The organism is Sporosarcina soli, assembly GCF_042655805.1.
In the GTDB taxonomy this organism is placed as follows: Bacteria; Bacillota; Bacilli; order Bacillales_A; family Planococcaceae; genus Sporosarcina; species Sporosarcina soli.
The window spans coordinates 32,307-52,146 of sequence record NZ_JBHSNO010000015.1 but is presented as its reverse complement, the minus strand read 5'-3'; the positions used below and the strand labels follow the sequence as shown (position 1 = coordinate 52,146).

Here is a 19,840-nt window from a genome sequence, read left to right as displayed (position 1 = left end):
CAAACGACAGGTCAACCGTCGCTTTGATGCTGTTTTTCATTTTGGTTTCGTGATTTTTCTTGCGATGGCGGAATGATCCATTGATGAGTCGATCTCATGGTCGCCGATTTGAATCTTACTGGCCAATCCGATTCGGGTTAGATAAGCATTGAATTCGTCTGCATTTTCTATCATTCCTGCTCTTTCCAATGCCGCTGCCACAACTGTTGAGTTGGCACCAGGCTCGATTGTCAGGACATATTGGTTCGACGATGATGTCGAATCTTCACTGGGTAAGCTGTCAGTCGCTTCTTTTTTTGGATTCTTATCAACGGATGATGTGGTTTGTGCGATGGCCAGCTCTTGTTTCGCGGTCGCCAGTTCACTTTGAAGTTGAGCGATCTGCTCTTTCATTTGCCGGACGTCCGTGCCAGCACTCTCTTCATCGCTAGATGTCACATATAAAATTCCACCAGCAAGAAGGCAACCGAAGCCGATTGCTCGTAATAGATTTCGAATCATCCACTGACACCTCTCGATTGAAGGACTGCAATGACCTCTGCCTCCGATAAGGAAGAGCGCTTGGCGATATCGCGAATGGAGTATCCTTGCGCATGTAAGGAGAGAATCTGATTGACGATGATTTCGTGAACAGGTTTTGTCGAATTTTTACTTTTAATAGGGATTGCTGTCGGCTGCACACCAATCATCAGTTCTTCCTCGACCACTTTTAATCTTTTTTTCAGGCCGCTTGTTTCCTGATGAAGGCTAATTGAAACCTTTTCCAATTCTTCTTCGTATTTTTTTGAAGGATTCCCTGCAAAAAAAGAAGCTATTACGCATATAAGTCCAATAATGAGGAGGATTATCGAAATATCCATATCAACACTCCTTAGTAAAATCAATCTATATCCATATTATCATACATAAATCACGAAAGAAATTTCAGCCTTACTACTGGACATCTAGTGTTGATGTGGTACAATTGAAAAGTCGTATAAATCATGCTCATAAAACATTTACTATTCCTGATGAGTGGGAGGGACAATCATGCGCGTAAACATTACACTTGCTTGCACAGAATGCGGTGAGCGCAACTATATTTCAAAGAAAAACAAGCGTAACAATCCAGAACGTATTGAGATGAAAAAATATTGCTCACGTGAAAAGAAACAAACTTTGCACCGTGAAACGAAATAATCGCTCAGGCCAAAACCATCATTGGTTTTGGTTTTTTCATTTCGAGATGGAGGGATAAAGGGTGGATAAAATTTTTTTTAGGAATCAAGTGTTGGATGCGTTGAATAGTATGGAGCGAGCCCAGCATGAGAAGTGGTCGTCCTGTATAGCCGAAAGAGTGATTGCGTCGGAAGAGTTTCGCAATGCTGAAACGATAGGCATTACGCTATCGCGTTTTCCAGAAATTGAGACCCGGAACATTATCGAATCAGCCTGGCAAGTAGGAAAGCGGGTTGCAGTTCCGAAATGTATTCATTCTACGCGTGAAATGGATTTTCGCCTCATTCAAAGTTATGGGCAACTAGAAACCGTCTATTTAGATCTGTTGGAGCCGATTGTCGGAGAAACAATCTCTATTAAGAAAGAGGCGATTGATTTACAAATCGTTCCAGGGGTTGTTTTTTCAGAGGAAGGTTATCGGATCGGTTTTGGCGGAGGGTATTATGACCGTTATTTGCAAGATTATCAAGGCTCCACGCTGTCGTTGGCATTTGATTGCCAGATAGGATATGAGGTTCCGGTTGAAACGCATGACATTCCTGTAAGAAAGATTTACACTGAACAAAGGGAAATTCTTTGTGCTAAATAGGAGGTCCCATCTTATGAATGATTATTTTGATGTCCTTCAACTGTTGAAGCGTTTTGGTATTTATATCTATACTGGAAACCAGAAGGCGGATATTGAAATGATTCAATCTGAAGTGAAGGATCTATATGATACTGGTTTATTGATGCAGGAGGATTATTTACAGGCATTAGTGGTTTTACGAAACGAACTGTCAAAGCTGTGAGAAAAGGCCCTTTTTAGGTACTTCAAAAGTCCCTTTTCCCTCATTTTTGAAACTTTTTAGGTCTAAGTCCGTCTATACTAGAGGACAGTATGAAGTGGGAGCCGTTTATTTATAGTAATACATGAATTGAAAGGAAGAGATGGGATGAAGAAAGCAACTTGGCCAAAACATTCCGTACTCATCATTGCAATTGTCGCAACCTGGTTGACAACGTATGTAGGGTATAAAACAAGCTTCAGTATGAAAATCGATAATCTGATGCAGGAATTCATCCTTTTTATGAATCCGCTCAGTTTCCTATTATTTGTTTATGGTGTTGCGCTATTCATGAAGAGTACGAAAAGACGGAATATCTACTTTATGATGGTTTCGATTATCACGTCAATCATCATGTTTAGTAATGCAGTGTTTTATCGGTTTTTTAATGATTTCATCACACTGCCAGTTTTATTCCAAACAAGTAATTTCGGGGACTTATCATCTTCGATTACTGCCAATTTAAAGGTGACGGATATTTTCTTCTTTACAGATGTCTTGATCATTTATTTAGCGATCCGGTTCATACCGGAACGTGAACGAACTGAACAGCCTAAAAAAATTGCGCGGAAGCTCTATTTTGTAATGACAGCAGCAGTGATGATGGTCAATCTTAGCTTGGCCGAAATACAAAGACCACAATTATTAACACGCAGTTTTGATAGAGAACTTCTCGTTAAGAACATTGGGACATATAATTACCATATTTATGATTTGTTTATTCAATCGAAATCTCACGCACAGCGCGCTCTTGCGGATGGCAGTGAACTTGTCGAAGTGGGCAACTATATTAATGCGAACTATGCTGCTCCCGATCCGACTAAATATGGAATTGCGAAAGGCCGCAATATTATTGCGATCTCTTTGGAGTCTTTACAGTCCTTCGTGATTAATCAGGAAATGGATGGTCATGTAATTACACCATTTCTTAATGAGTTGACGAAGGATCCTGATACTTTTTACTTCACTAATTTTTATCATCAAACGGGGCTCGGAAAAACATCGGATTCAGAGTTCATCCTTGAGAATTCATTGTTCCCGAGAAACGGCAGTGCGGTGTTCTTCACGCATAGTGGAAACACTTATCAGTCCATGGCGAGCAAATTAGGTGATGCAGGTTATTTCACCAATGTCATGCATGCGAACAATCGAAGTTTCTGGAACCGTGATATTATGTACGGTGCTCTTGGAATCGATAAGTTTTACGACCTCGAAAGTTATGAAGTCGGGGAAGGGCAAGCGGTCAATTGGGGTATGAAAGACATTCCGTTTTTTGACCAATCTGTCGAGTTGATGAAGGATATGCCGCAGCCATTTTATTCTAGATTGATTACATTGACGAATCACCATCCGTTCGATCTGGATGAGGAAGATAAGCTGATTCCTGCGTACAATTCCAATTCCAATACGCTGAATAAATATTTCCAATCGGTCAGATATATGGATGAAGCGATCAAAACCCTTTTTGAAGATCTGAAAGAGAGTGGGCTGTATGACAATTCGATCATCATAATGTATGGGGATCATTACGGCATTTCAGAAAATCATAATAAAGCGATGGGTATGTATTTGGATAAGAAAATCACACCTTATGACAATGCGAAATTGCAAAGGGTACCTCTATTCATTCATATCCCAGGATATGGTCAGGGTGAGACGGTTGACGAAGTTGCGGGTCAAATTGATTTGAGACCGACAATCCTTCACTTAATGGGAATCGATACGAAAGACGATATGCAACTTGGAGCAGATTTATTTTCTCCGGATCATGAACCTTTCGTCATCTTCCGAGATGGCCGTTTTGTAACGGATAATGCTGTTTACACAACAGATGTCTGCTATGATACTGAAACGGGCGAGGAAATCGATGCGGAGGTTTGTCAACCGTTTATCGAACGTTCGATGACAGGTCTGGATTATTCAGATATGATTATTAACGGGGATCTTCTTAGGTTCAAAGAAGAACAAGAACAGAAGCCCGGATTCAATGAGCAGATGAAAAAATGAGAACGGTCTGCACGGATTTCTTTCCGTGCAGCCTTTTTTTCGAATGATTGGACCGAAATGAATTGATACAAAACTTGCAGTCCAACGCATGACATAATGAGGGGGAAGGGGGGAGGAGCGGTGAGAAAGATACTATTCGCCTTCAGTGTAGCGACTCTTTTGTTGACGGGGTGTACAGAGAAGCCGAATGATCTGAGCGAAAAACCTGTCGATATCGACCAGGAGACACCTCATGAACCAATCGTTAAAAAAAGGAATGAAACGTTCATGGCCGATCCCGCAACATTCCATTTCACAGCGGATTGGTTATCGGACTCCGCAATCTTATTTGTTGAAAAGGATGAAGATCGTTACCAGGTGAAAAGTTTCGACTTTAACACTGGTAAAACGGAAATACTTTTTGAAGAGTCAGCTATTATCATCGAGCTCCTCATCCACCCCTCAAAAAAATTTATTTTACTACATACGAGTGATAATCCCGCTTCGGCAAAGGTGAAAATATTGACAACGGATGGCGTCCTGCAGCATGAAATTGAAGTTGCGTCTACGGAACTGGCGATCGAATGGAATGATTTGGATCCCTCGCTTGTCCTGCTGACAGCATTCCATCAAGATTGGACATATGATCTGTTCTTATTCAACGGGCAAGAAGCGGATTTTGGACTACTGGAAATTGAAGATCCATTTCCTAAATGGTATGGCGACAAACGGATTGCCATTGGTGATGTTGAAAATCATATTTTAGATGGCGGTAAAATCCGCACCTATCAACCTTTGACTGGAGCTTGGGATACACTTGATCTCGAAGGGGTCATTTATTTCGATACTTTTGAAGATTCCTTATTGACGATGCAACTGGCTGACGAGGAAACAGCTGTTTATCGTATTTGGGATTTGGCAGGCCGTTTGCGTTCTGAATGGACCCTTCCTGCCATTAGCAACTATTCTGAGTGGGTCATCCCTCAAATGGAATGGCTTTCCGACAACTCCCTTGTCCTTTTTGCACCGACACAGGCTGGGCAGTTGGACGAGTTGACTGAACCGATTCGTCTGGTGAAAGTAGTCGATGGCGCAATCGAAGAGATTGATGAAAATCATGAGCCGGGCTTCATACGATGTTCACCATCCAGCCAGGCTTGTCTGACGGGTATATCGCTAGAAACAATCGTAGATATGCAGGGTGGGAAGAAGAACAACTGGCTCCTTTTCCCCGAATAATAGCCGATGCATGGGATGCGATTCGGAAAAAAAACAACCTTTGTGCGCAATGACACAAAGGTTGTTTTAATTCAGGCTTGTAGTCTTGACTTAAAGACTTGGTGGATACCCTTGGAAAACGATTGTTGCAATGGTAAAGCCTCCAAAAACGACTGCAGCTCCAAGGTTGAATATGATACTAACAATGTTTCGCTCTTTGAATGCTTGGACTGTACCTACTACAGCTAAAATTGCAACTAGTCCGAAGATGACCATCAATAAGTTCATTGAGAATACACTCCTTTCAGAGGTTTGTCCAAAAAAGTCGGTAGAGCAATGCATAAGCGCGTTTAGCTAGATGACCTACTTCTTTGTCCGATGATTTAGCAATATTCCTCTTCTATTGTACTGTTAACCTCCTGCTTTGTCGAGGTATATTCATGACGATTATTTGAATTTGTACAGTATATTGCGTAAACTGTTCATAGGAGGTGGATGTATGCTAACAATCCATACATATCCGCTCGGACCAATCCAGACCAATTGTTACATTGTGAACGATGATGAAGGAAATTGTCTGATCTTTGATCCGGGCGACGAGGCTGAACGTATTATCCGTCACATCGACGAAAAGGAGTTAAATCCTGTCGCGATTTTACTGACACATGCCCATTTTGATCATATCGGAGCAGTGGATGGTGTGCGAGATCAATTTAGCATACCGGTTTATATTCATGAGGAAGAGCGTGAATGGCTGTTGAATCCGGAATTGAACGGTTCGGCAAAATATGCCGGGTTGCCGAATATTCAAAATAGGGAAGCCGATTTTAATCTGCGGCAAGAAGGAAAGATGACAATCGGATCTTTTGAGTTTGAAGTGCGCCATACGCCAGGGCATTCGCCAGGAAGTGTGTCGTATATTTTTGAAGCTTCGGGATTTGCCGTTGTAGGCGATACATTATTTAAACAAAGTGTTGGAAGGACCGATTTACAAGGCGGCAACACGACTGTCCTTTTATCATCAATCCATGATAAATTGCTGACGTTGGATGATGAAACGATTATCTACCCTGGACATGGTCCCGCCACGACAGTGGAAGATGAAAAAGATGCAAATCCGTTTTTAAATGGATTTTAACTTGATTCAGCAGAGGTCCCCTACTTTCATAAGTAGCGGGATGAATGCCAGAATTCGATTCAATCAGAGGGAATCCAAACTCCCTGTAGCTGACGCTTCGCTTTCAGTACAAAAATATTTGCTGATTAGAGGAACTCAGGCTAAGGTCGCCGCGTCCTGTGGCAACGCCTGTGTGACCAACATCCTGTCGGCCCAAGCCTCCGGCGGATGTCACAGATTTTGAAAGGAGTCAATTGCGCTTATCTAAGTGCCTTAATTTCTGCAAAAAACGCAGAAATACGCAAATCGAACCCTTCGCTGTTCGATTCGCAATTCAAAATCTGGACGCATTTACGACGAGGCGTAATTGATTCTCAACATACAAAAAAACAGCCCTTTAACAGGCTGTTTTTTTGTATGTACGCTTATTAATGGCCAGCACCCGGAACGTGTATAAACGTCGTGTAGTAGCTGAATCCGACCATGAAGATCATCAGATACGCTCCAAATAAGTACATATACATACGTTCTGTAAGATTTAGATATCCGAGTAGTAGGAAGAAAACTGTGTTAGCGACAAAAAGAATAGCCGCTGGCAACATATCCCCAATGTAAAACATTACCGCGAATATGCCTGTCCAGAAGCCCATCAGCTTGAACATGTTATCCATGTGTCCATCCCTCCTTAATTAAAACATTACAATAAGCTCCCATTCATTATAATGGATAACAACTCAAGATGTAAACTCCAATTGCGTTTTCATTGTGACAAAGAGGTGTATATGATGGAATCTTCTTTCAAAAATGAAATTTGTCTGCAAATTGTAGGGCATATTTTGAATTTGACGCTTTTTTACGAAAGAACAATTCGGCTTTGAGGAAAAGTATTCCAATCGTTTCCCTCAAGCCGTATACTTTGTCGTAAGACGGAGGCAAACCCATTATTCGCAATGGATGGGAAGCGGTCTTCCATCGACGGTGTAAAATAATGATTAAGATCCGTCCTTATAGAAGAGAGGGATGTTAAGTGATGAGCACTGAAAATATGATTGAACGAAAAAGTTTTCAGTTATTAGAAAAAGCAATCCTGCAAGAAGCGACAGATATCCATCTTGTGCCCTTAGCGGAAAGCTACGAAGTATCCTTAAAAAAAGAGTCCAAGCTTGAACGGTCCGGAACACTCCCCCCACAGTTGGCGGGTCGTATGATTTCCTTTTACAAATATTTATCCTCCCTAGACATTAGCGATCGACGTAAACCCCAAAGCGGTTCTTTTCACAAACAAATGCATGGTCAAAACTATTCCTTTCGCGTCTCGACGATTCCTTCCATCCATATGAGAGAAAGTGTGGTCATCCGTTTGCAAAGGCATGATCGGATTATTTCACTCGATGAACTCTCCATCGAAAAAAGATGGGCTGAAGACTTGCGTCAGGCAGCATCTGAGCAACAAGGACTCGTTTTACTGACAGGTCCAACTGGATGCGGGAAAACCACAACGATTTATGCTTTGACGGCTCATTGTACCCATCATCTTGAACGACATGTCATTACGCTGGAAGATCCTGTTGAAAACAACCATTCTCATCTATTACAAATACAAGTGAATGAACAAGCTGGAATCTCTTATTCAGCAGGTTTAAAAGCTATTTTACGGCATTCACCTGATGTTATTATGATCGGGGAAATTCGGGATCGTGAAACCGCCCAGACCGCTGTGCAAGCGTCATTGACCGGACATTTAGTTTTTTCCACAGTCCATTCAAAAGATCCGGTCGGTTGCATTTATCGAATGATGGATTTTGGGATTTCACCAGAGGAACTCCGCCAAACGATTGTTTGTATTTCAGCGCAACGTTTGATCCGGACATCGAGTGGGAAAATGGGGGCGGTCTTTGAAATTATGCAAGGGGAAAAACTCGATCGGATGATGGAAGCAATTATTCAAGGTGAGCGGATTGAAATTCCGAAAGAAGATAAGGTGGAAGCGCTTGTTCGTAAATACTGTTTAGCCCACGTGATGCACGATGAATAGTCTATTCCGCAAATTTTACGAACGTAAAACATCAACACTGCAAAATAAGCCCGTTTTTTTGGAACGATTGGCCGAACTATTGCAGGAAGGCTACACTTTCAATGAAGGGATGACGCTGTTATTACCTCATCATATCAACAAATTCAAACAAGTTTTAATGGCGGTTGAAGACGATTTGAAAAGTGGCTTCGGTGTGACAGCGATACTCCGGCGGTTAGGGTTTTCAGCCCAATCGCTATTACCGGTAGCAATTGCGGAAGTCGATGGCCAACTTGTCCGAGCGTTAGAAGGAATGGCGGATCGTTTAAAAAAGAAAGAAGGGAAGCAAAAAAAGCTAAAAAAATTGCTCATATATCCTACCATTCTATTTCTTTTTATTTTAACCTTGTTACTCGCCTTTCGTTCGTTCTTTTTACCACATATGGAGATGCTTACTGCCTCCAGAATGGAGAGCACAACAGGCTTTGCGAAGATGCTTCCGGCGCTGGTGACGAAAATACCGGATTTTTCGCTGGCGGTTACTTTTTTCATTGTTTGTACTTTCGTTATTGGCAATCTCGTTTTTAAAAAGTTGAAACCGGCACAAAAAATCAGGCTGTTGCTTTTGATGCCCGTCATCAGAACAATGTACACCTTACGTATCACCCGTGATTTTTCGGGAGAATTAGGTAGCTTACTGGATTCAGGACTATCTATGCAAAATGCACTTGCTGTGTTGATGGACCAACAAGTGGACGGAGTCCTTACGGAGATTGCCGGCAATGTAAAGACCCACGTTGTATTCGGTGAACCGTTTCATATAGCGACCCAGTTGACCGTTGGATTGACAGAACAATTGTCGGCCTTTGCCAAGCATGGGGAGGATAGCGGTCACTTGGCAAAAGAACTTCTGATCTATAGTCGACATCTCGAACAGACAATCGATGAAAAATTGAACAAGGGACTGGCGATGTTACAGCCGATGTTATTTGGCATCATCGCCGTCTGCATTTTGGCAGCATATCTGGCTTTATTACTGCCTGTATACGGCTTAATGGACAATCTATGAAGGAGGAGAATACGGTTGAAATGGATGAAAAACGCTAATGGATTTACGCTGATCGAAATGATGATCGTTTTGTTGATTATTTCCATATTAATTCTCATTGCAATCCCAAACGTGACCAAGCATTCTAAATCGATTGATGAGAAAGGATGCGCAGCTTATGTGAAAATGGTTCAAGGGCAAGTGGAGGCTTATAAAATGGACGAAAAACGTTTGCCGGCGAACGTCGATGAGTTATCGGAAGCAGGCTATTTACCAGATGAAGCAAGATGTCCAAATGGAAGTGAACTATCTATTGATACAGATGGAACTGTCACGGCAGATGAATAAGGGGATGTGAGAGGTGAGGAGAAGAGAAGGGGGATTCACATTTCTGGAGTTGTTGATGGTATTATCCGTTGTCGTTATTATGACCTCGATCGTTTTACCGTTTGGCGACAGGTGGATTCGTACGACTTCGGAAAAGGATGCGATGCAAGCACTGATCGCATCCATCCAAAATTTACAGGCTTATTCAATGGCTAATCATGTTGTGACAAAACTGGAGTTTCAACATTCCGGATCCGAATATATTACGTCGGTCATTGGGAAACCCGAGTTTTCGAGAACCCGCTTTCCTGATGGGATGCGATTGGCATCGTCGAGTCGTTTGAAGTCGGTCGAATTTCATGCCAACGGCGATATCATTCATTCCGGGACGCTTACCCTTTTGACTAGCACGGGACAGACGGAAATCCGTTTACAATTTCAACGCGGAAGGATGATTATTTATGAATGAAGAGGGGTATTCCTGGCCAGAAGCCGTCCTTACTTTATCGGTGATCATGGTGATCTTTTATACACTGTTGCCGGTCGCTACGGCAATGACAGTAAGACTCCATTTGAGCAAGTTGGAGACATATGCAGCTGAAACTGCGCTACAAGGTGCAATTTACTTTCAGGCGTATGGTTTGATGGAAGGGAGCCGACAATTTGAAGAGGTGGATTATCATTGGGTAATCGAAGGACAGGCCGTCTGTGTTTCCTATTTTGTGAACGAAGAGAAAATGACGAAATGCATACAATGAGGAAGTTGAATGATCGTGGCTATACATTTATGGAAAGTATATTTCAATTGCTCGTATTAATTGTTTTTGTTCATTTTTTGTTGCTTTTTTTCAGTTGGAAAGGAGCGATAGAAGAGCAGTATGAAGATTATTCTACGAGGGAATGGGAATTGTTTGCGGCGGAATTACAGCAAATGCTCGCCGAAGTAAGCGAAATCCGTTTACCGCTTAGAAGTTCGATGCAATTTAAAAATGAACGAGGAAGTATTACAATTGAACAAAGTGGAGCAGTTATCCGGAAAAGAGTCGGTGGAGAAGGACATGTCCCCCTTTTGACAAATGTCCGTTCGGTTTCTTTTACCTTCGATGGCGTAGAGATGACGGTTGCTGTGACCTTTGTGGATCACTCCGTAAAAAGAAGGGGGTTTGTGGTTGGACTTTATCCGATGTGAACAGGGCGTTATGCTAATCGCTGCGATTATTTTATTATTTTTTGTCAGTCTCTTTCTTTTCACCCTCGTTTCATGGCATGATAGTCTACAAAGAACTTACGATTCGCTTGCAACGTATTACGAAAATGAAACGGCGAGAATAATGAAACAGGACGGATGAAAAATACTTGTCCTGCCGGATGGGTGATGACATGAAGAAAGTGTATCTAATCGGTTTTATGGGATGTGGTAAAAGCGCAATCGGTAAACGGCTTAGTTTCGCAACGAAGATGCCCTATTATGATATGGATCATGAAATCGAAAAAAAAATGGGGATGACGATATCGGAAATTTTCTCAACATATGGGGAGGAAGCTTTCCGAGAAATGGAGACGGAATTTCTGCGGACATTCCGGAACGAGTATTGTATTATTGCGACGGGCGGCGGAGTACCTATGCGTAAAGAAAATAGGGAAATTATGCGCAGAACCGGTCTTGTCTTTTTCCTCAATGCTCCATTCCGCGATGTGTGGAGACGTATTGCGACTTTAAAAAAACGGCCGATTGTCCAAGCGTCAACTCGTGCGCAACTGGAAAAACTATTTTATGTACGAAAACCGCTTTATATGTATAGCGCCCATTTCAAGGTGGAAACGGAAAAAAGGTCAATACATGACATCACGGATTATATTGCGTTCCAAATTAACAGGTTTAAAGGAGGAAATTAACCTAATATGGAAAACTATTATTGGATTTCCATTTAGAATAACTTTCTACCTAGATTACGTAATTGCATCCAAACACGAACAATATATAAGTTTCATCAGTTAATATTCGCGAAAACAACAATCAACTAAAAGGTATTGCGCTTGTTGAAATGAAATGTTAAGATATAAGCGAAAGGGCATTATTTATTCGAATCTTACTTAAATTCATTTCAATTGAATAGCGCGGATGATTGTATGGGGAGAGCACGCACTGGCGTCGCCGAAGGAGCAAGTAACAACAGTTATGAATCTCTCAGGTAAAAAGACTCATACATGACGCATCTCTGGAGAGTGCCATTCAAAATGGCCACCAACGAGGAAAGCCGTAAGGTAAACTTTCAGGTACAAGGACAGAGGTTCTCGATTTTAAAGGGGGCCGTTGTCTTTTTTTTATTGAAAAATGAAGGGAGAAAGCCGAATGACTGAAAATTTGAAACGTACGGTACTATTTGATAGTTATGCGAAGTATGGCGGGAAAACAATTGATTTTGGAGGATGGGATTTACCTGTTCAATTTTCAAGCATTAAAGCAGAACATGAAGCAGTTCGTACAAAAGCAGGTTTATTTGATGTATCCCATATGGGGGAAGTATTTGTAAGTGGGGAAGGCGCGCTTGCTTACTTGCAAAAGCTTGTGACGAATGACGTATCCAAACTGAAGGATGGGCAAGCGCAATACACGGCAATGTGCTATGAAGATGGTGGGACGGTTGATGACCTTCTCATTTATAAACGTGGGGATAACGATTATTTGCTAGTTGTCAACGCGTCAAATATTGAGAAAGACCTTGAATGGATGCATCAGCATAAAACGGCTGACGTCAAGATTGATGATCAATCTTCTGATTATGCCCTGCTTGCATTGCAAGGACCTGTAGCACAAGAAATACTTCAAAAGCTGACAACAGAACCACTTGCGGAGATCAAGTTCTTCCGTTTCAAAGAAAACGTCGACGTCAGTGGACATAATGTACTCATTTCACGTACGGGTTATACAGGTGAGGACGGTTTTGAAATTTACGGTTCACCTGAGGCGATCACTGCCCTTTGGCCGGCAATTCTTGAAGCTGGTGAAAACGAGGGGATCGTGCCGGCAGGTCTTGGTGCGCGTGACACTCTGCGTTTTGAAGCGGGATTACCGCTATACGGCCAAGAATTATCACAAGAGATTTCACCACTTGAAGCGGGTCTCGGCTTTGTTGTTAAGTTAAATAAAGAAGAGGATTTCCTTGGGAAAGAAGCACTTGCTGCCCAAAAAGAAAATGGTATCCCTCGTAAATTGGTCGGTGTCGAGATGATCGATAAAGGGATTCCACGCACTGGCTATAGAGTGTTCCTTGGTGATGAGGAAATCGGTGAAGTGACAACAGGTACACAATCACCGACGTTGAAAAAGAATATCGGTTTCGCTCTTCTGAAAAGTGAGCATACGGCGCAAGGAACTGAAGTGGAAATCGAAATCCGCAATAAGCGGTTAAAAGCAGTAATCGTGGCAACACCATTTTATAAACGATAATTAAATGAGGAAAAGGGGATAAGTGGACATGAGGCATCGTTACATTCCAATGACTGAAACCGATCAAGCCGAAATGATGAAAACAATCGGAATTTCATCCATCGATGAACTTTTTGCGGATATTCCTGAAAAAGTTCGGTTTAAAGGTGAATACAATATTAAAAAAGCGAAGTCTGAAACTTCTTTAGTAAAGGAACTTTCAAAACTGGCGGCGAAAAATGCGGATGCACGTACATATGCGTCTTTCCTTGGCGCGGGTGTGTATGATCATTATAAGCCGATCATCGTTGACCACGTTATTTCACGTTCCGAGTTCTATACGGCCTATACACCGTATCAGCCGGAAATTTCGCAAGGTGAATTACAAGCGATTTTTGAATTCCAAACAATGATTTGTGAATTGACTGGCATGGACCTTGCAAACTCATCTATGTATGATGGCGGGACGGCACTTGCAGAGGCAGGAACTCTTGCAGCGGGGCACACACGCCGCAAAAAATTGCTCGTTTCTGAGACGGTGCATCCTGAATCCCGTGACGTCGTCCTATCCTATGCTTCCGGTCAAGCGGTTGAAGTTGTGACGATTCCTCAAAAAGATGGCGTTACAGATATTGCGAAGCTGGAAGAATTGATGGACGAAGATACGGCGGCTGTTCTTGTCCAATACCCGAATTTCTTCGGTCAAATTGAAGATATCAAAAAAATCGGTGAAATCACACATGATAAGGGAGGACTTTTCGTAGTTTCTTCCAATCCACTCGCTTTAGGGGTGCTTACACCTCCAGGAAAGCTTGGTGCAGACATTACGGTTGGTGATGCACAGCCATTCGGTATTCCAGAAGCTTTCGGCGGACCGCATTGCGGATATTTCGCTGTAACGAAACAATTGATGCGTAAAGTGCCAGGACGACTGGTCGGTGAAACGACAGACGATGAAGGACGCCGCGGTTATGTGTTGACGTTGCAAGCGCGCGAACAACATATCCGCCGGGATAAAGCGACATCCAACATCTGTTCGAACCAAGCGTTGAATGCTCTTGCAGCTTCTGTTGCAATGACGGCACTTGGGAAAGTCGGAACGCAAGAAATCGCTTATCAAAATATTGTGAAAACCCGTTATGCAAAAGAAGCTTTTGAAAAAGCGGGCTTTGACGTGAAGTTTGGCGGCGCTCATTTTAATGAAATCGTTGTCGATTGTAAGAAACCTGTAAAAGAAGTGAATGATCAGCTTTTCGCAAATGGGATCATCGGTGGTTATGACCTTGGTCTGACGTATCCTGATCTTGCGAATCATGCGCTTATCGCTGTGACAGAACAACGTACAAAAGAGGAAATCGATGCACTTGTGCAGGAAATGGAGGCCCTTCATGCATAAAGATAATCAGCCACTCATTTTTGAACTGACAAGAGAGGGACGGATAGGCTATAGCCTTCCTGACTTGGATGTTCCTGACTTGGAACTTTCTAGCTTGTTGCCAGACGGTTTTATCCGTGAAGAAGCTGCGGAACTTCCAGAAGTTTCCGAACTTGATATTATGCGTCATTATACGGCACTTTCGAACCGTAACCATGGGATTGACTCCGGATTCTATCCACTTGGATCTTGTACGATGAAATATAATCCGAAAATCAACGAATCGGTTGCTCGCTATCCTGGCTTTGCGAATATCCATCCGTTGCAAGATGAATCGACTGTCCAAGGTGCATTGGAAGTTATGTATGATTTACAAGAACATCTTGTTGAAATTACAGGGATGGACGAAGTGACATTACAACCCGCTGCGGGAGCGCATGGCGAGTGGACAGCTTTGATGATGATTCGCGCGTTCCATGAAGCGAATGGTGACTTTAATCGTACGAAAGTCCTTGTGCCGGACTCTGCGCACGGAACAAACCCAGCATCGGCAACGGTTGCAGGTTTTGATACAGTTACAGTTAAATCAGGAGAAAATGGTCTCGTTGACCTTGAAGACTTGAAAAAGCAAGTTGGGCCGGATACAGCTGCCCTGATGCTGACTAACCCGAATACACTCGGTCTTTTCGAAGAAGAAATTCTTGAAATGGCTGCCATTGTCCACGAAGCAGGTGGAAAGCTGTACTATGATGGCGCGAACTTGAACGCGGTAATGTCAAAAGCGCGTCCTGGCGATATGGGCTTTGATGCAGTGCATTTGAACTTGCACAAAACCTTTACAGGTCCGCATGGTGGTGGTGGACCAGGTTCAGGTCCGGTTGGAGTGAAAAAGGATCTTGCTCCATTCCTTCCAAAACCGGTTCTTGTGAAAGAAGAGGATACGTACACGTTTGAATACGATCGCCCACAATCAATCGGTCGTGTTAAGCCGTTCTACGGGAACTTCGGTATTTACTTACGAGCTTACACGTACATTCGCTCAATGGGGCCGGATGGCTTGAAAGCTGTTACGGAATATGCTGTCCTTAATGCCAATTACATGATGCGTAGATTGGAGCCTTATTTCGATCTACCGTACAATCGCCATTGTAAACATGAATTCGTTCTTTCGGGTCGCCGTCAAAAGAAACTAGGCGTCCGTACACTTGATATGGCAAAACGTTTGCTTGATTTCGGGTATCATCCACCGACAATCTACTTCCCGCTCAACGTTGAAGAAGGGATGATGATTGAGCCTACGGAAACAGAGTCAAAAGAAACACTCGATGCATTTTGCGATGCACTTATCCAAATTGCAAAAGAAGTGGAAGAGAATCCAGAAATCGTACAAAACGCTCCACATACGACGGTCATCAATCGTTTGGACGAAACAAAAGCAGCGCGTCAACCAGTTCTTCGTTATACGAAATAATTCAAAAAAGTACATCGCCGATCAATGCGATGTACTTTTTCCTAATCACTTTTGACGGAAAATTGGGCGTTGCGGGAAAACAAATATCTTTCTGGTGTATCGAAATATTTCTTTGTATAACCTTGAAATGGCAGCGACTTTTTCCTTTCTTTCATACATATGATGAAAGAAAAGGAGTGGAAAAATGATGCAATCAAAGATAACTTTACTGATTTTATGCATTGTCGGCATTTTTCTATTCGTTTACGGTACGGCTGGGGGGTTACGTCTTCTTCTGGGCAAATTTTTATTGGAAGGAGGATTTGCCAATGTAAACTACGCAACCCTTGCCCTTTTATGTGCAGTACCATTCATACTCTATATAGTTGCCACAAGCAATACAGTTGAAACAATGAGAGAGCTGATCATGACGAGTGGTGCATTTTTCGTCATCATATTTATGTATGCTAATGTCCTACTTGTGAATTCGCTGATCGTGATGCATCCTGAAATGGTCACCCGCTTGTTAACCGTATTTCCGGCGGCTTCCTTCCTCCTTGTTTTCGTCTTAAGTTTCGTCCAAAAAAGAAATATATGGTGGAAAGAAACGAAGTGATTTTAGGGCTTTAATAATGAACGGCGCCTTGCTTCATGAAAGCAAGGCGCTTTTTCATTATTTCAATACATTACAAGATTCTTCTATGATACAATTCGGTTAAGATTGAAATTTTTGAAGGAGATGACAGAAATGGTCACGGAGCTATTCAAAGATAAAAAAGCACCTTATATTTGCACGCCGTTAGTCGGAAAAAGTAGAGAAGCATTAATACATGAACTCGAAATGATTCTACCGAAAAAACCGGATATCATCGAATGGCGGGCGGACTTTTATGAAGAAATTGCCGACACACATTCGGTTTTGTTAACGGCAAAAGCAATTGCTGAAGTGACAGAGCTCCCGTTTCTTTTTACGATTCGGTCTGAAAAAGAAGGCGGTGAGCGAATTCCATTGACTGAAAAGGGTGTAGTGGATTTGCTCTGTGAAATTTGCCGAAATAGCGACGTTGATTTGATTGATTTTGAAGTGTCCAATGAACCTGAATATATTCAAACATTGCGAAAAGTAGCGACTGAAAATGGCAAGAAATTAATTCTTTCCTATCATAACTTCGAGTATACGCCCCATCATACGGAAATTATGAAGCGGCTCATTATGGCAGAAGTATACGGAGCGGATTTTGCGAAAGCAGCCGTCATGCCGAAAAATAAAGAAGACGTTCTACGGTTATTAGCTTTAACAAAAGAAATGGATGATCGCATGCAGATTCCGATCATAACGATGTCGATGGGGAGTCTAGGCGCCTTGAGTAGGGTGAACGGCTGGATGTATGGATCTGTTATGACATTCGGAGTTGGGGGACAAAGTTCGGCTCCAGGACAGATTCCGATTGAAAAACTGAAGCAACTGATCGACCTGTCTCAAGAAACACTAGTTGACTGGTAACCAGGTTTTATCATACATAAGCAGTCTAAACTGCATTCTCTATTTCATATAGAAAACAAAAAATGTACCGGACATACTTCCGGTACATTTTAACTTACTTCAGCAGAAGTCCTACTTCAATAAACTACAGGATGAATGCTGAATATGGTTTTAATTCAGTGGCGATCAAAGGCCGGCTGAATCAAGTTAAAGCCTCCGGCGGATGTCACAGATTTTGAAGGGATTTAATCGCGCTTATCTAGTGCCTTAATTTCAGTAAAGAACGCAGAAATACGGCAAATCGAACCCTTCGCTGTTCGATTAGCAATTCAAAATCTGGACGCAATTACGCCGAGGCGTAATTGATGATTATTGCGGCTCGTAGATATCCCAAGCGAGTTTAAGCGATTCGACAATATGGTCGGCAATCTGTTCGGGGGATTGATCATTCACGGATAATGTTGAGTGGTTCAGCGAATAGGCTCCTTGTCTTTCATAGAAAAGTTTTTCAATTTCATCAAGATCTCGATTTTGTAAGATCGGACGGCTATCGATTAAAATATCGAGTCGTTCTTTCCACTGTTCCCACGATACATCGAGGTAAAAGACGGTGCAATTTGCGAGACAGGCTTCCCGTACCTCGGGCTGCATGAATGCCCCGCCACCAATTGAGATGATTTTTAGTTTTTGTTCGCAATAGAATTGGATCAATTTTTTTTCATGCTCACGAAAGACGGTTTCACCATGCACTTTAAAAATATCAGTCGTCGGCATTCCAAATTCTTTTTCAATCTCTTCGTCAATGTCAACGAAGCTTCGGTATAACTTTTGGGCGACAAGGGTGCCAATCGTCGTTTTCCCAACGCCCATAAAACCTATTAGGACAATGCTTTGTTGCCTCACCGGCACTTCTCTAAGTCTCACATTAAACACTCTTTCTAAGGTAATAGTATTTAAAGTATAGTTCAGTTTCAGAATCTTGTAAACACTATTTAGAAAGGCTTGTTTTTGTCGAACACGGATGACTGGTTCAATGTGAGCTTTCGTTGGCTGGGGTATATTCTTAATAAGAAAATCATGTTTCACAGCTTAGAAGGAGGTTTCATCATGTTTGGTAAAGCAACATCGGTTATTTATACGAATTTTTTCCTGCTTGGAATGGTCAATGTCATCCTCATTTCGAATATGGGTTCATTAACCAGCCAATGGAGTACAGATAGCGCAGGAATTAGTTATATCATTTCAGCAATTGGAATTGGAAAATTGCTCACTTATGCTTATTTAGGTCGATTGTCAGATCGAATCGGGAGAAAGCCGTTAATTATTTTTGCTTCCTTTACGCTAGGGATTTTTCTTGTTGGGATTCCGTTAGCACCGAGTTTTCAAGTTGCGTTTATCCTTGCATTTCTTGCCGGTGTGGGAAACTCAGCATTAGATGCGGGGGCTTATCCGGCATTGGCTGAAGCCTATCCGAAGGCGACGGGGTCTGCAAGCATTCTTGTTAAAGCCTTCATGGCGACAGGGACGGCCCTTTTGCCTTTGATGATTTTATTTATCGCCAAACAGGAACTGTTTTACGGGACTACATTTTTTGTTCTGGCTGCCGTTTATTTTCTGGCGACATTTTTGCTCATTCCAGCATCCTTTCCAAATCATCGGATGAAGCGCACTGCTAAAACGGATGATGACCAAGGAGAGGGAAAGAAATTCGTTTCCGAACCGCAATTCAATAAAGAAGGATTAGCTCTAGTCTTGATCGGCTTTACATCTACAGCATTGTTTACGGTAGCACAAATCTGGTTGCCGTCCTACGGTGAAGAGGTCCTTGGGATGCCGACGGAAAGTGCGATTAAATTATTAAGTTATTACAGTGTTGGTGGAATTGTCTCTGTATTGACATTAGCGGTACTGATGAAGAAGTTTTTGCGGCCGGTCACAATTATAGTCATCTATCCAATCATCACATTTTTTTCGATTTTAACAATTTTGACGGTTAAAATTCAAAGTGTCACCATCGTTGCGGCGTTTTTTATCGGACTTTCTACTGCAGGAATCTTTCAGTTGGCAATCGCTATTGCGGCCGAATTATTTTGGATGAAGAAAGGGAGAGTGATGGGACTCATTGCAACGGCAGCTGGACTTGCTTCTGTTGTCATGCCACTTGCGACAGGATTGCTTTCTAAAACGGGTAATATTTCGAATATTTTTATATTTGATGCATTTATAGCTGTTACTGGATTTTTCGCTGCTTGTTATGTGTTTGCTCGATATGGAAAAATCGTTGGGAAGCATACTGATCGCTTGATTCAGCCGAAGCCTCCCACATCTATGGAGAAATGAAAAAGTT

The 19,840-nt window shown here is 42.2% G+C and carries 25 protein-coding genes and 1 riboswitch; of the genes, 20 read left to right on the top strand and 5 right to left on the bottom strand.

Annotated features, from left to right (window positions below; translation table 11 throughout):
• Positions 1-36: 36 nt before the first annotated feature.
• Positions 37-501, bottom strand: coding sequence for a hypothetical protein (locus ACFPRA_RS19200; protein WP_381438252.1), 465 nt, complete (start codon positions 499-501; stop codon positions 37-39).
• Positions 498-860, bottom strand: a complete 363-nt coding sequence (locus ACFPRA_RS19195; protein ID WP_381438249.1) for a hypothetical protein — start codon at positions 858-860, stop codon at positions 498-500. The genes ACFPRA_RS19200 and ACFPRA_RS19195 overlap by 4 nt, the downstream gene beginning before the upstream one ends.
• Before the next feature lie 169 nt (positions 861-1,029).
• On the opposite strand from ACFPRA_RS19195, the gene rpmG reads away from it, so the two are divergent.
• From rpmG to ACFPRA_RS19170, 5 genes are all read left to right on the top strand, one after another.
• On the top strand, positions 1,030-1,179 hold the full coding sequence (rpmG, locus tag ACFPRA_RS19190; RefSeq protein ID WP_179391711.1) for a 50S ribosomal protein L33: 150 nt from the start codon (positions 1,030-1,032) through the stop codon (positions 1,177-1,179).
• A gap of 61 nt (positions 1,180-1,240) precedes the next feature.
• Positions 1,241-1,807, top strand: a complete 567-nt coding sequence (locus ACFPRA_RS19185) for a 5-formyltetrahydrofolate cyclo-ligase (protein ID WP_381438247.1) — start codon at positions 1,241-1,243, stop codon at positions 1,805-1,807.
• Positions 1,808-1,820: 13 nt separating this feature from the next.
• On the top strand, positions 1,821-2,009 hold the full coding sequence (locus tag ACFPRA_RS19180; protein ID WP_381438244.1) for a YqgQ family protein: 189 nt from the start codon (positions 1,821-1,823) through the stop codon (positions 2,007-2,009).
• 144 nt (positions 2,010-2,153) lie between these two features.
• Positions 2,154-4,052, top strand: coding sequence for an LTA synthase family protein (locus tag ACFPRA_RS19175; RefSeq protein WP_381438242.1), 1,899 nt, complete (start codon positions 2,154-2,156; stop codon positions 4,050-4,052).
• A 120-nt stretch (positions 4,053-4,172) separates the two neighbouring features.
• The gene (locus ACFPRA_RS19170) at positions 4,173-5,270 is read left to right on the top strand and encodes a YqgU-like beta propeller domain-containing protein (protein ID WP_381438240.1); all 1,098 of its coding nucleotides are present in this window, start codon (positions 4,173-4,175) and stop codon (positions 5,268-5,270) included.
• A gap of 90 nt (positions 5,271-5,360) precedes the next feature.
• On the opposite strand, the gene ACFPRA_RS19165 is transcribed toward ACFPRA_RS19170, so the two are convergent.
• A complete protein-coding gene (locus ACFPRA_RS19165; RefSeq protein WP_239391397.1) occupies positions 5,361-5,537 on the bottom strand; it encodes a DUF2759 domain-containing protein in 177 nt (58 codons plus the stop codon).
• A 211-nt stretch (positions 5,538-5,748) separates the two neighbouring features.
• Between ACFPRA_RS19165 and ACFPRA_RS19160 the strand changes: the two genes are divergently transcribed.
• On the top strand, positions 5,749-6,387 hold the full coding sequence (locus tag ACFPRA_RS19160; RefSeq protein WP_381438238.1) for an MBL fold metallo-hydrolase: 639 nt from the start codon (positions 5,749-5,751) through the stop codon (positions 6,385-6,387).
• Positions 6,388-6,794: 407 nt separating this feature from the next.
• Here the strand turns inward: ACFPRA_RS19160 and ACFPRA_RS19155 are convergent, their stop codons facing one another.
• Positions 6,795-7,037: a DUF2626 domain-containing protein gene (locus tag ACFPRA_RS19155; RefSeq protein ID WP_239391395.1), complete on the bottom strand. Its 243-nt coding sequence runs from the start codon at positions 7,035-7,037 to the stop codon at positions 6,795-6,797.
• 359 nt (positions 7,038-7,396) lie between these two features.
• Between ACFPRA_RS19155 and comGA the strand changes: the two genes are divergently transcribed.
• The 13 genes from comGA to aroD all read left to right on the top strand — a co-directional run bounded on the left by comGA (position 7,397) and on the right by aroD (position 17,514).
• On the top strand, positions 7,397-8,401 hold the full coding sequence (comGA, locus tag ACFPRA_RS19150) for a competence type IV pilus ATPase ComGA (RefSeq protein WP_381438235.1): 1,005 nt from the start codon (positions 7,397-7,399) through the stop codon (positions 8,399-8,401).
• Complete coding sequence (gene comGB, locus ACFPRA_RS19145; protein ID WP_381438233.1) at positions 8,394-9,449, top strand: competence type IV pilus assembly protein ComGB; 1,056 nt, start codon at positions 8,394-8,396, stop codon at positions 9,447-9,449. The genes comGA and comGB overlap by 8 nt, the downstream gene beginning before the upstream one ends.
• Before the next feature lie 24 nt (positions 9,450-9,473).
• The gene (comGC, locus tag ACFPRA_RS19140) at positions 9,474-9,776 is read left to right on the top strand and encodes a competence type IV pilus major pilin ComGC (RefSeq protein WP_381438916.1); all 303 of its coding nucleotides are present in this window, start codon (positions 9,474-9,476) and stop codon (positions 9,774-9,776) included.
• Between the two features lie 13 nt (positions 9,777-9,789).
• On the top strand, positions 9,790-10,224 hold the full coding sequence (locus ACFPRA_RS19135; protein ID WP_381438231.1) for a prepilin-type N-terminal cleavage/methylation domain-containing protein: 435 nt from the start codon (positions 9,790-9,792) through the stop codon (positions 10,222-10,224).
• Positions 10,217-10,513, top strand: a complete 297-nt coding sequence (locus ACFPRA_RS19130) for a hypothetical protein (protein ID WP_381438229.1) — start codon at positions 10,217-10,219, stop codon at positions 10,511-10,513. The genes ACFPRA_RS19135 and ACFPRA_RS19130 overlap by 8 nt, the downstream gene beginning before the upstream one ends.
• Positions 10,501-10,944, top strand: a complete 444-nt coding sequence (gene comGF / locus ACFPRA_RS19125; protein WP_381438227.1) for a competence type IV pilus minor pilin ComGF — start codon at positions 10,501-10,503, stop codon at positions 10,942-10,944. Before ACFPRA_RS19130 ends, comGF begins: the two co-directional genes overlap by 13 nt.
• On the top strand, positions 10,925-11,104 hold the full coding sequence (locus ACFPRA_RS19120) for a hypothetical protein (protein WP_381438224.1): 180 nt from the start codon (positions 10,925-10,927) through the stop codon (positions 11,102-11,104). The genes comGF and ACFPRA_RS19120 overlap by 20 nt, the downstream gene beginning before the upstream one ends.
• A gap of 31 nt (positions 11,105-11,135) precedes the next feature.
• The gene (locus ACFPRA_RS19115) at positions 11,136-11,651 is read left to right on the top strand and encodes a shikimate kinase (protein ID WP_381438222.1); all 516 of its coding nucleotides are present in this window, start codon (positions 11,136-11,138) and stop codon (positions 11,649-11,651) included.
• A gap of 226 nt (positions 11,652-11,877) precedes the next feature.
• A riboswitch (glycine riboswitch) is annotated at positions 11,878-11,969 on the top strand.
• Positions 11,970-12,108: 139 nt separating this feature from the next.
• On the top strand, positions 12,109-13,206 hold the full coding sequence (gene gcvT, locus ACFPRA_RS19110) for a glycine cleavage system aminomethyltransferase GcvT (protein WP_381438220.1): 1,098 nt from the start codon (positions 12,109-12,111) through the stop codon (positions 13,204-13,206).
• A 28-nt stretch (positions 13,207-13,234) separates the two neighbouring features.
• Complete coding sequence (gene gcvPA, locus ACFPRA_RS19105) at positions 13,235-14,581, top strand: aminomethyl-transferring glycine dehydrogenase subunit GcvPA (protein WP_381438218.1); 1,347 nt, start codon at positions 13,235-13,237, stop codon at positions 14,579-14,581.
• Positions 14,574-16,031: an aminomethyl-transferring glycine dehydrogenase subunit GcvPB gene (gene gcvPB, locus ACFPRA_RS19100; protein WP_381438216.1), complete on the top strand. Its 1,458-nt coding sequence runs from the start codon at positions 14,574-14,576 to the stop codon at positions 16,029-16,031. The genes gcvPA and gcvPB overlap by 8 nt, the downstream gene beginning before the upstream one ends.
• 187 nt (positions 16,032-16,218) lie before the next feature.
• Entirely contained in the window at positions 16,219-16,626 is a 408-nt protein-coding gene (locus ACFPRA_RS19095) for a hypothetical protein (protein WP_381438214.1), read from the top strand.
• A 132-nt stretch (positions 16,627-16,758) separates the two neighbouring features.
• On the top strand, positions 16,759-17,514 hold the full coding sequence (gene aroD, locus ACFPRA_RS19090) for a type I 3-dehydroquinate dehydratase (RefSeq protein WP_381438212.1): 756 nt from the start codon (positions 16,759-16,761) through the stop codon (positions 17,512-17,514).
• Positions 17,515-17,862: 348 nt separating this feature from the next.
• On the opposite strand, the gene ACFPRA_RS19085 is transcribed toward aroD, so the two are convergent.
• Complete coding sequence (locus ACFPRA_RS19085; protein ID WP_381438210.1) at positions 17,863-18,417, bottom strand: shikimate kinase; 555 nt, start codon at positions 18,415-18,417, stop codon at positions 17,863-17,865.
• Positions 18,418-18,600: 183 nt separating this feature from the next.
• Between ACFPRA_RS19085 and ACFPRA_RS19080 the strand changes: the two genes are divergently transcribed.
• Positions 18,601-19,833 (top strand): MFS transporter, encoded by a 1,233-nt coding sequence (locus ACFPRA_RS19080; protein WP_381438208.1) that lies wholly within the window; start codon positions 18,601-18,603, stop codon positions 19,831-19,833.
• Positions 19,834-19,840 lie beyond the last annotated feature (7 nt).

Excerpts from the sequence above, each read along its gene's own strand:
- ACFPRA_RS19095 (WP_381438214.1), top strand. The coding sequence starts at position 16,219 with ATGCAATCAAAGATAACTTTACTGATTTTATGCATTGTCGGCATTTTT.
- gcvPA (WP_381438218.1), top strand. The coding sequence starts at position 13,235 with ATGAGGCATCGTTACATTCCAATGACTGAAACCGATCAAGCCGAAATG.
- ACFPRA_RS19195 (WP_381438249.1), bottom strand. The coding sequence starts at position 860 with ATGGATATTTCGATAATCCTCCTCATTATTGGACTTATATGCGTAATA.
- comGF (WP_381438227.1), top strand. The coding sequence starts at position 10,501 with ATGCATACAATGAGGAAGTTGAATGATCGTGGCTATACATTTATGGAA.
- rpmG (WP_179391711.1), top strand. The coding sequence starts at position 1,030 with ATGCGCGTAAACATTACACTTGCTTGCACAGAATGCGGTGAGCGCAAC.
- ACFPRA_RS19130 (WP_381438229.1), top strand. The coding sequence starts at position 10,217 with ATGAATGAAGAGGGGTATTCCTGGCCAGAAGCCGTCCTTACTTTATCG.
- ACFPRA_RS19115 (WP_381438222.1), top strand. The coding sequence starts at position 11,136 with ATGAAGAAAGTGTATCTAATCGGTTTTATGGGATGTGGTAAAAGCGCA.
- gcvPB (WP_381438216.1), top strand. The coding sequence starts at position 14,574 with ATGCATAAAGATAATCAGCCACTCATTTTTGAACTGACAAGAGAGGGA.
- ACFPRA_RS19165 (WP_239391397.1), bottom strand. The coding sequence starts at position 5,537 with ATGAACTTATTGATGGTCATCTTCGGACTAGTTGCAATTTTAGCTGTA.
- ACFPRA_RS19200 (WP_381438252.1), bottom strand. The coding sequence starts at position 501 with ATGATTCGAAATCTATTACGAGCAATCGGCTTCGGTTGCCTTCTTGCT.
- ACFPRA_RS19155 (WP_239391395.1), bottom strand. The coding sequence starts at position 7,037 with ATGGATAACATGTTCAAGCTGATGGGCTTCTGGACAGGCATATTCGCG.
- ACFPRA_RS19180 (WP_381438244.1), top strand. The coding sequence starts at position 1,821 with ATGAATGATTATTTTGATGTCCTTCAACTGTTGAAGCGTTTTGGTATT.
- aroD (WP_381438212.1), top strand. The coding sequence starts at position 16,759 with ATGGTCACGGAGCTATTCAAAGATAAAAAAGCACCTTATATTTGCACG.
- ACFPRA_RS19160 (WP_381438238.1), top strand. The coding sequence starts at position 5,749 with ATGCTAACAATCCATACATATCCGCTCGGACCAATCCAGACCAATTGT.
- comGB (WP_381438233.1), top strand. The coding sequence starts at position 8,394 with ATGAATAGTCTATTCCGCAAATTTTACGAACGTAAAACATCAACACTG.
- comGA (WP_381438235.1), top strand. The coding sequence starts at position 7,397 with ATGAGCACTGAAAATATGATTGAACGAAAAAGTTTTCAGTTATTAGAA.
- ACFPRA_RS19175 (WP_381438242.1), top strand. The coding sequence starts at position 2,154 with ATGAAGAAAGCAACTTGGCCAAAACATTCCGTACTCATCATTGCAATT.
- ACFPRA_RS19080 (WP_381438208.1), top strand. The coding sequence starts at position 18,601 with ATGTTTGGTAAAGCAACATCGGTTATTTATACGAATTTTTTCCTGCTT.
- comGC (WP_381438916.1), top strand. The coding sequence starts at position 9,474 with ATGAAAAACGCTAATGGATTTACGCTGATCGAAATGATGATCGTTTTG.
- gcvT (WP_381438220.1), top strand. The coding sequence starts at position 12,109 with ATGACTGAAAATTTGAAACGTACGGTACTATTTGATAGTTATGCGAAG.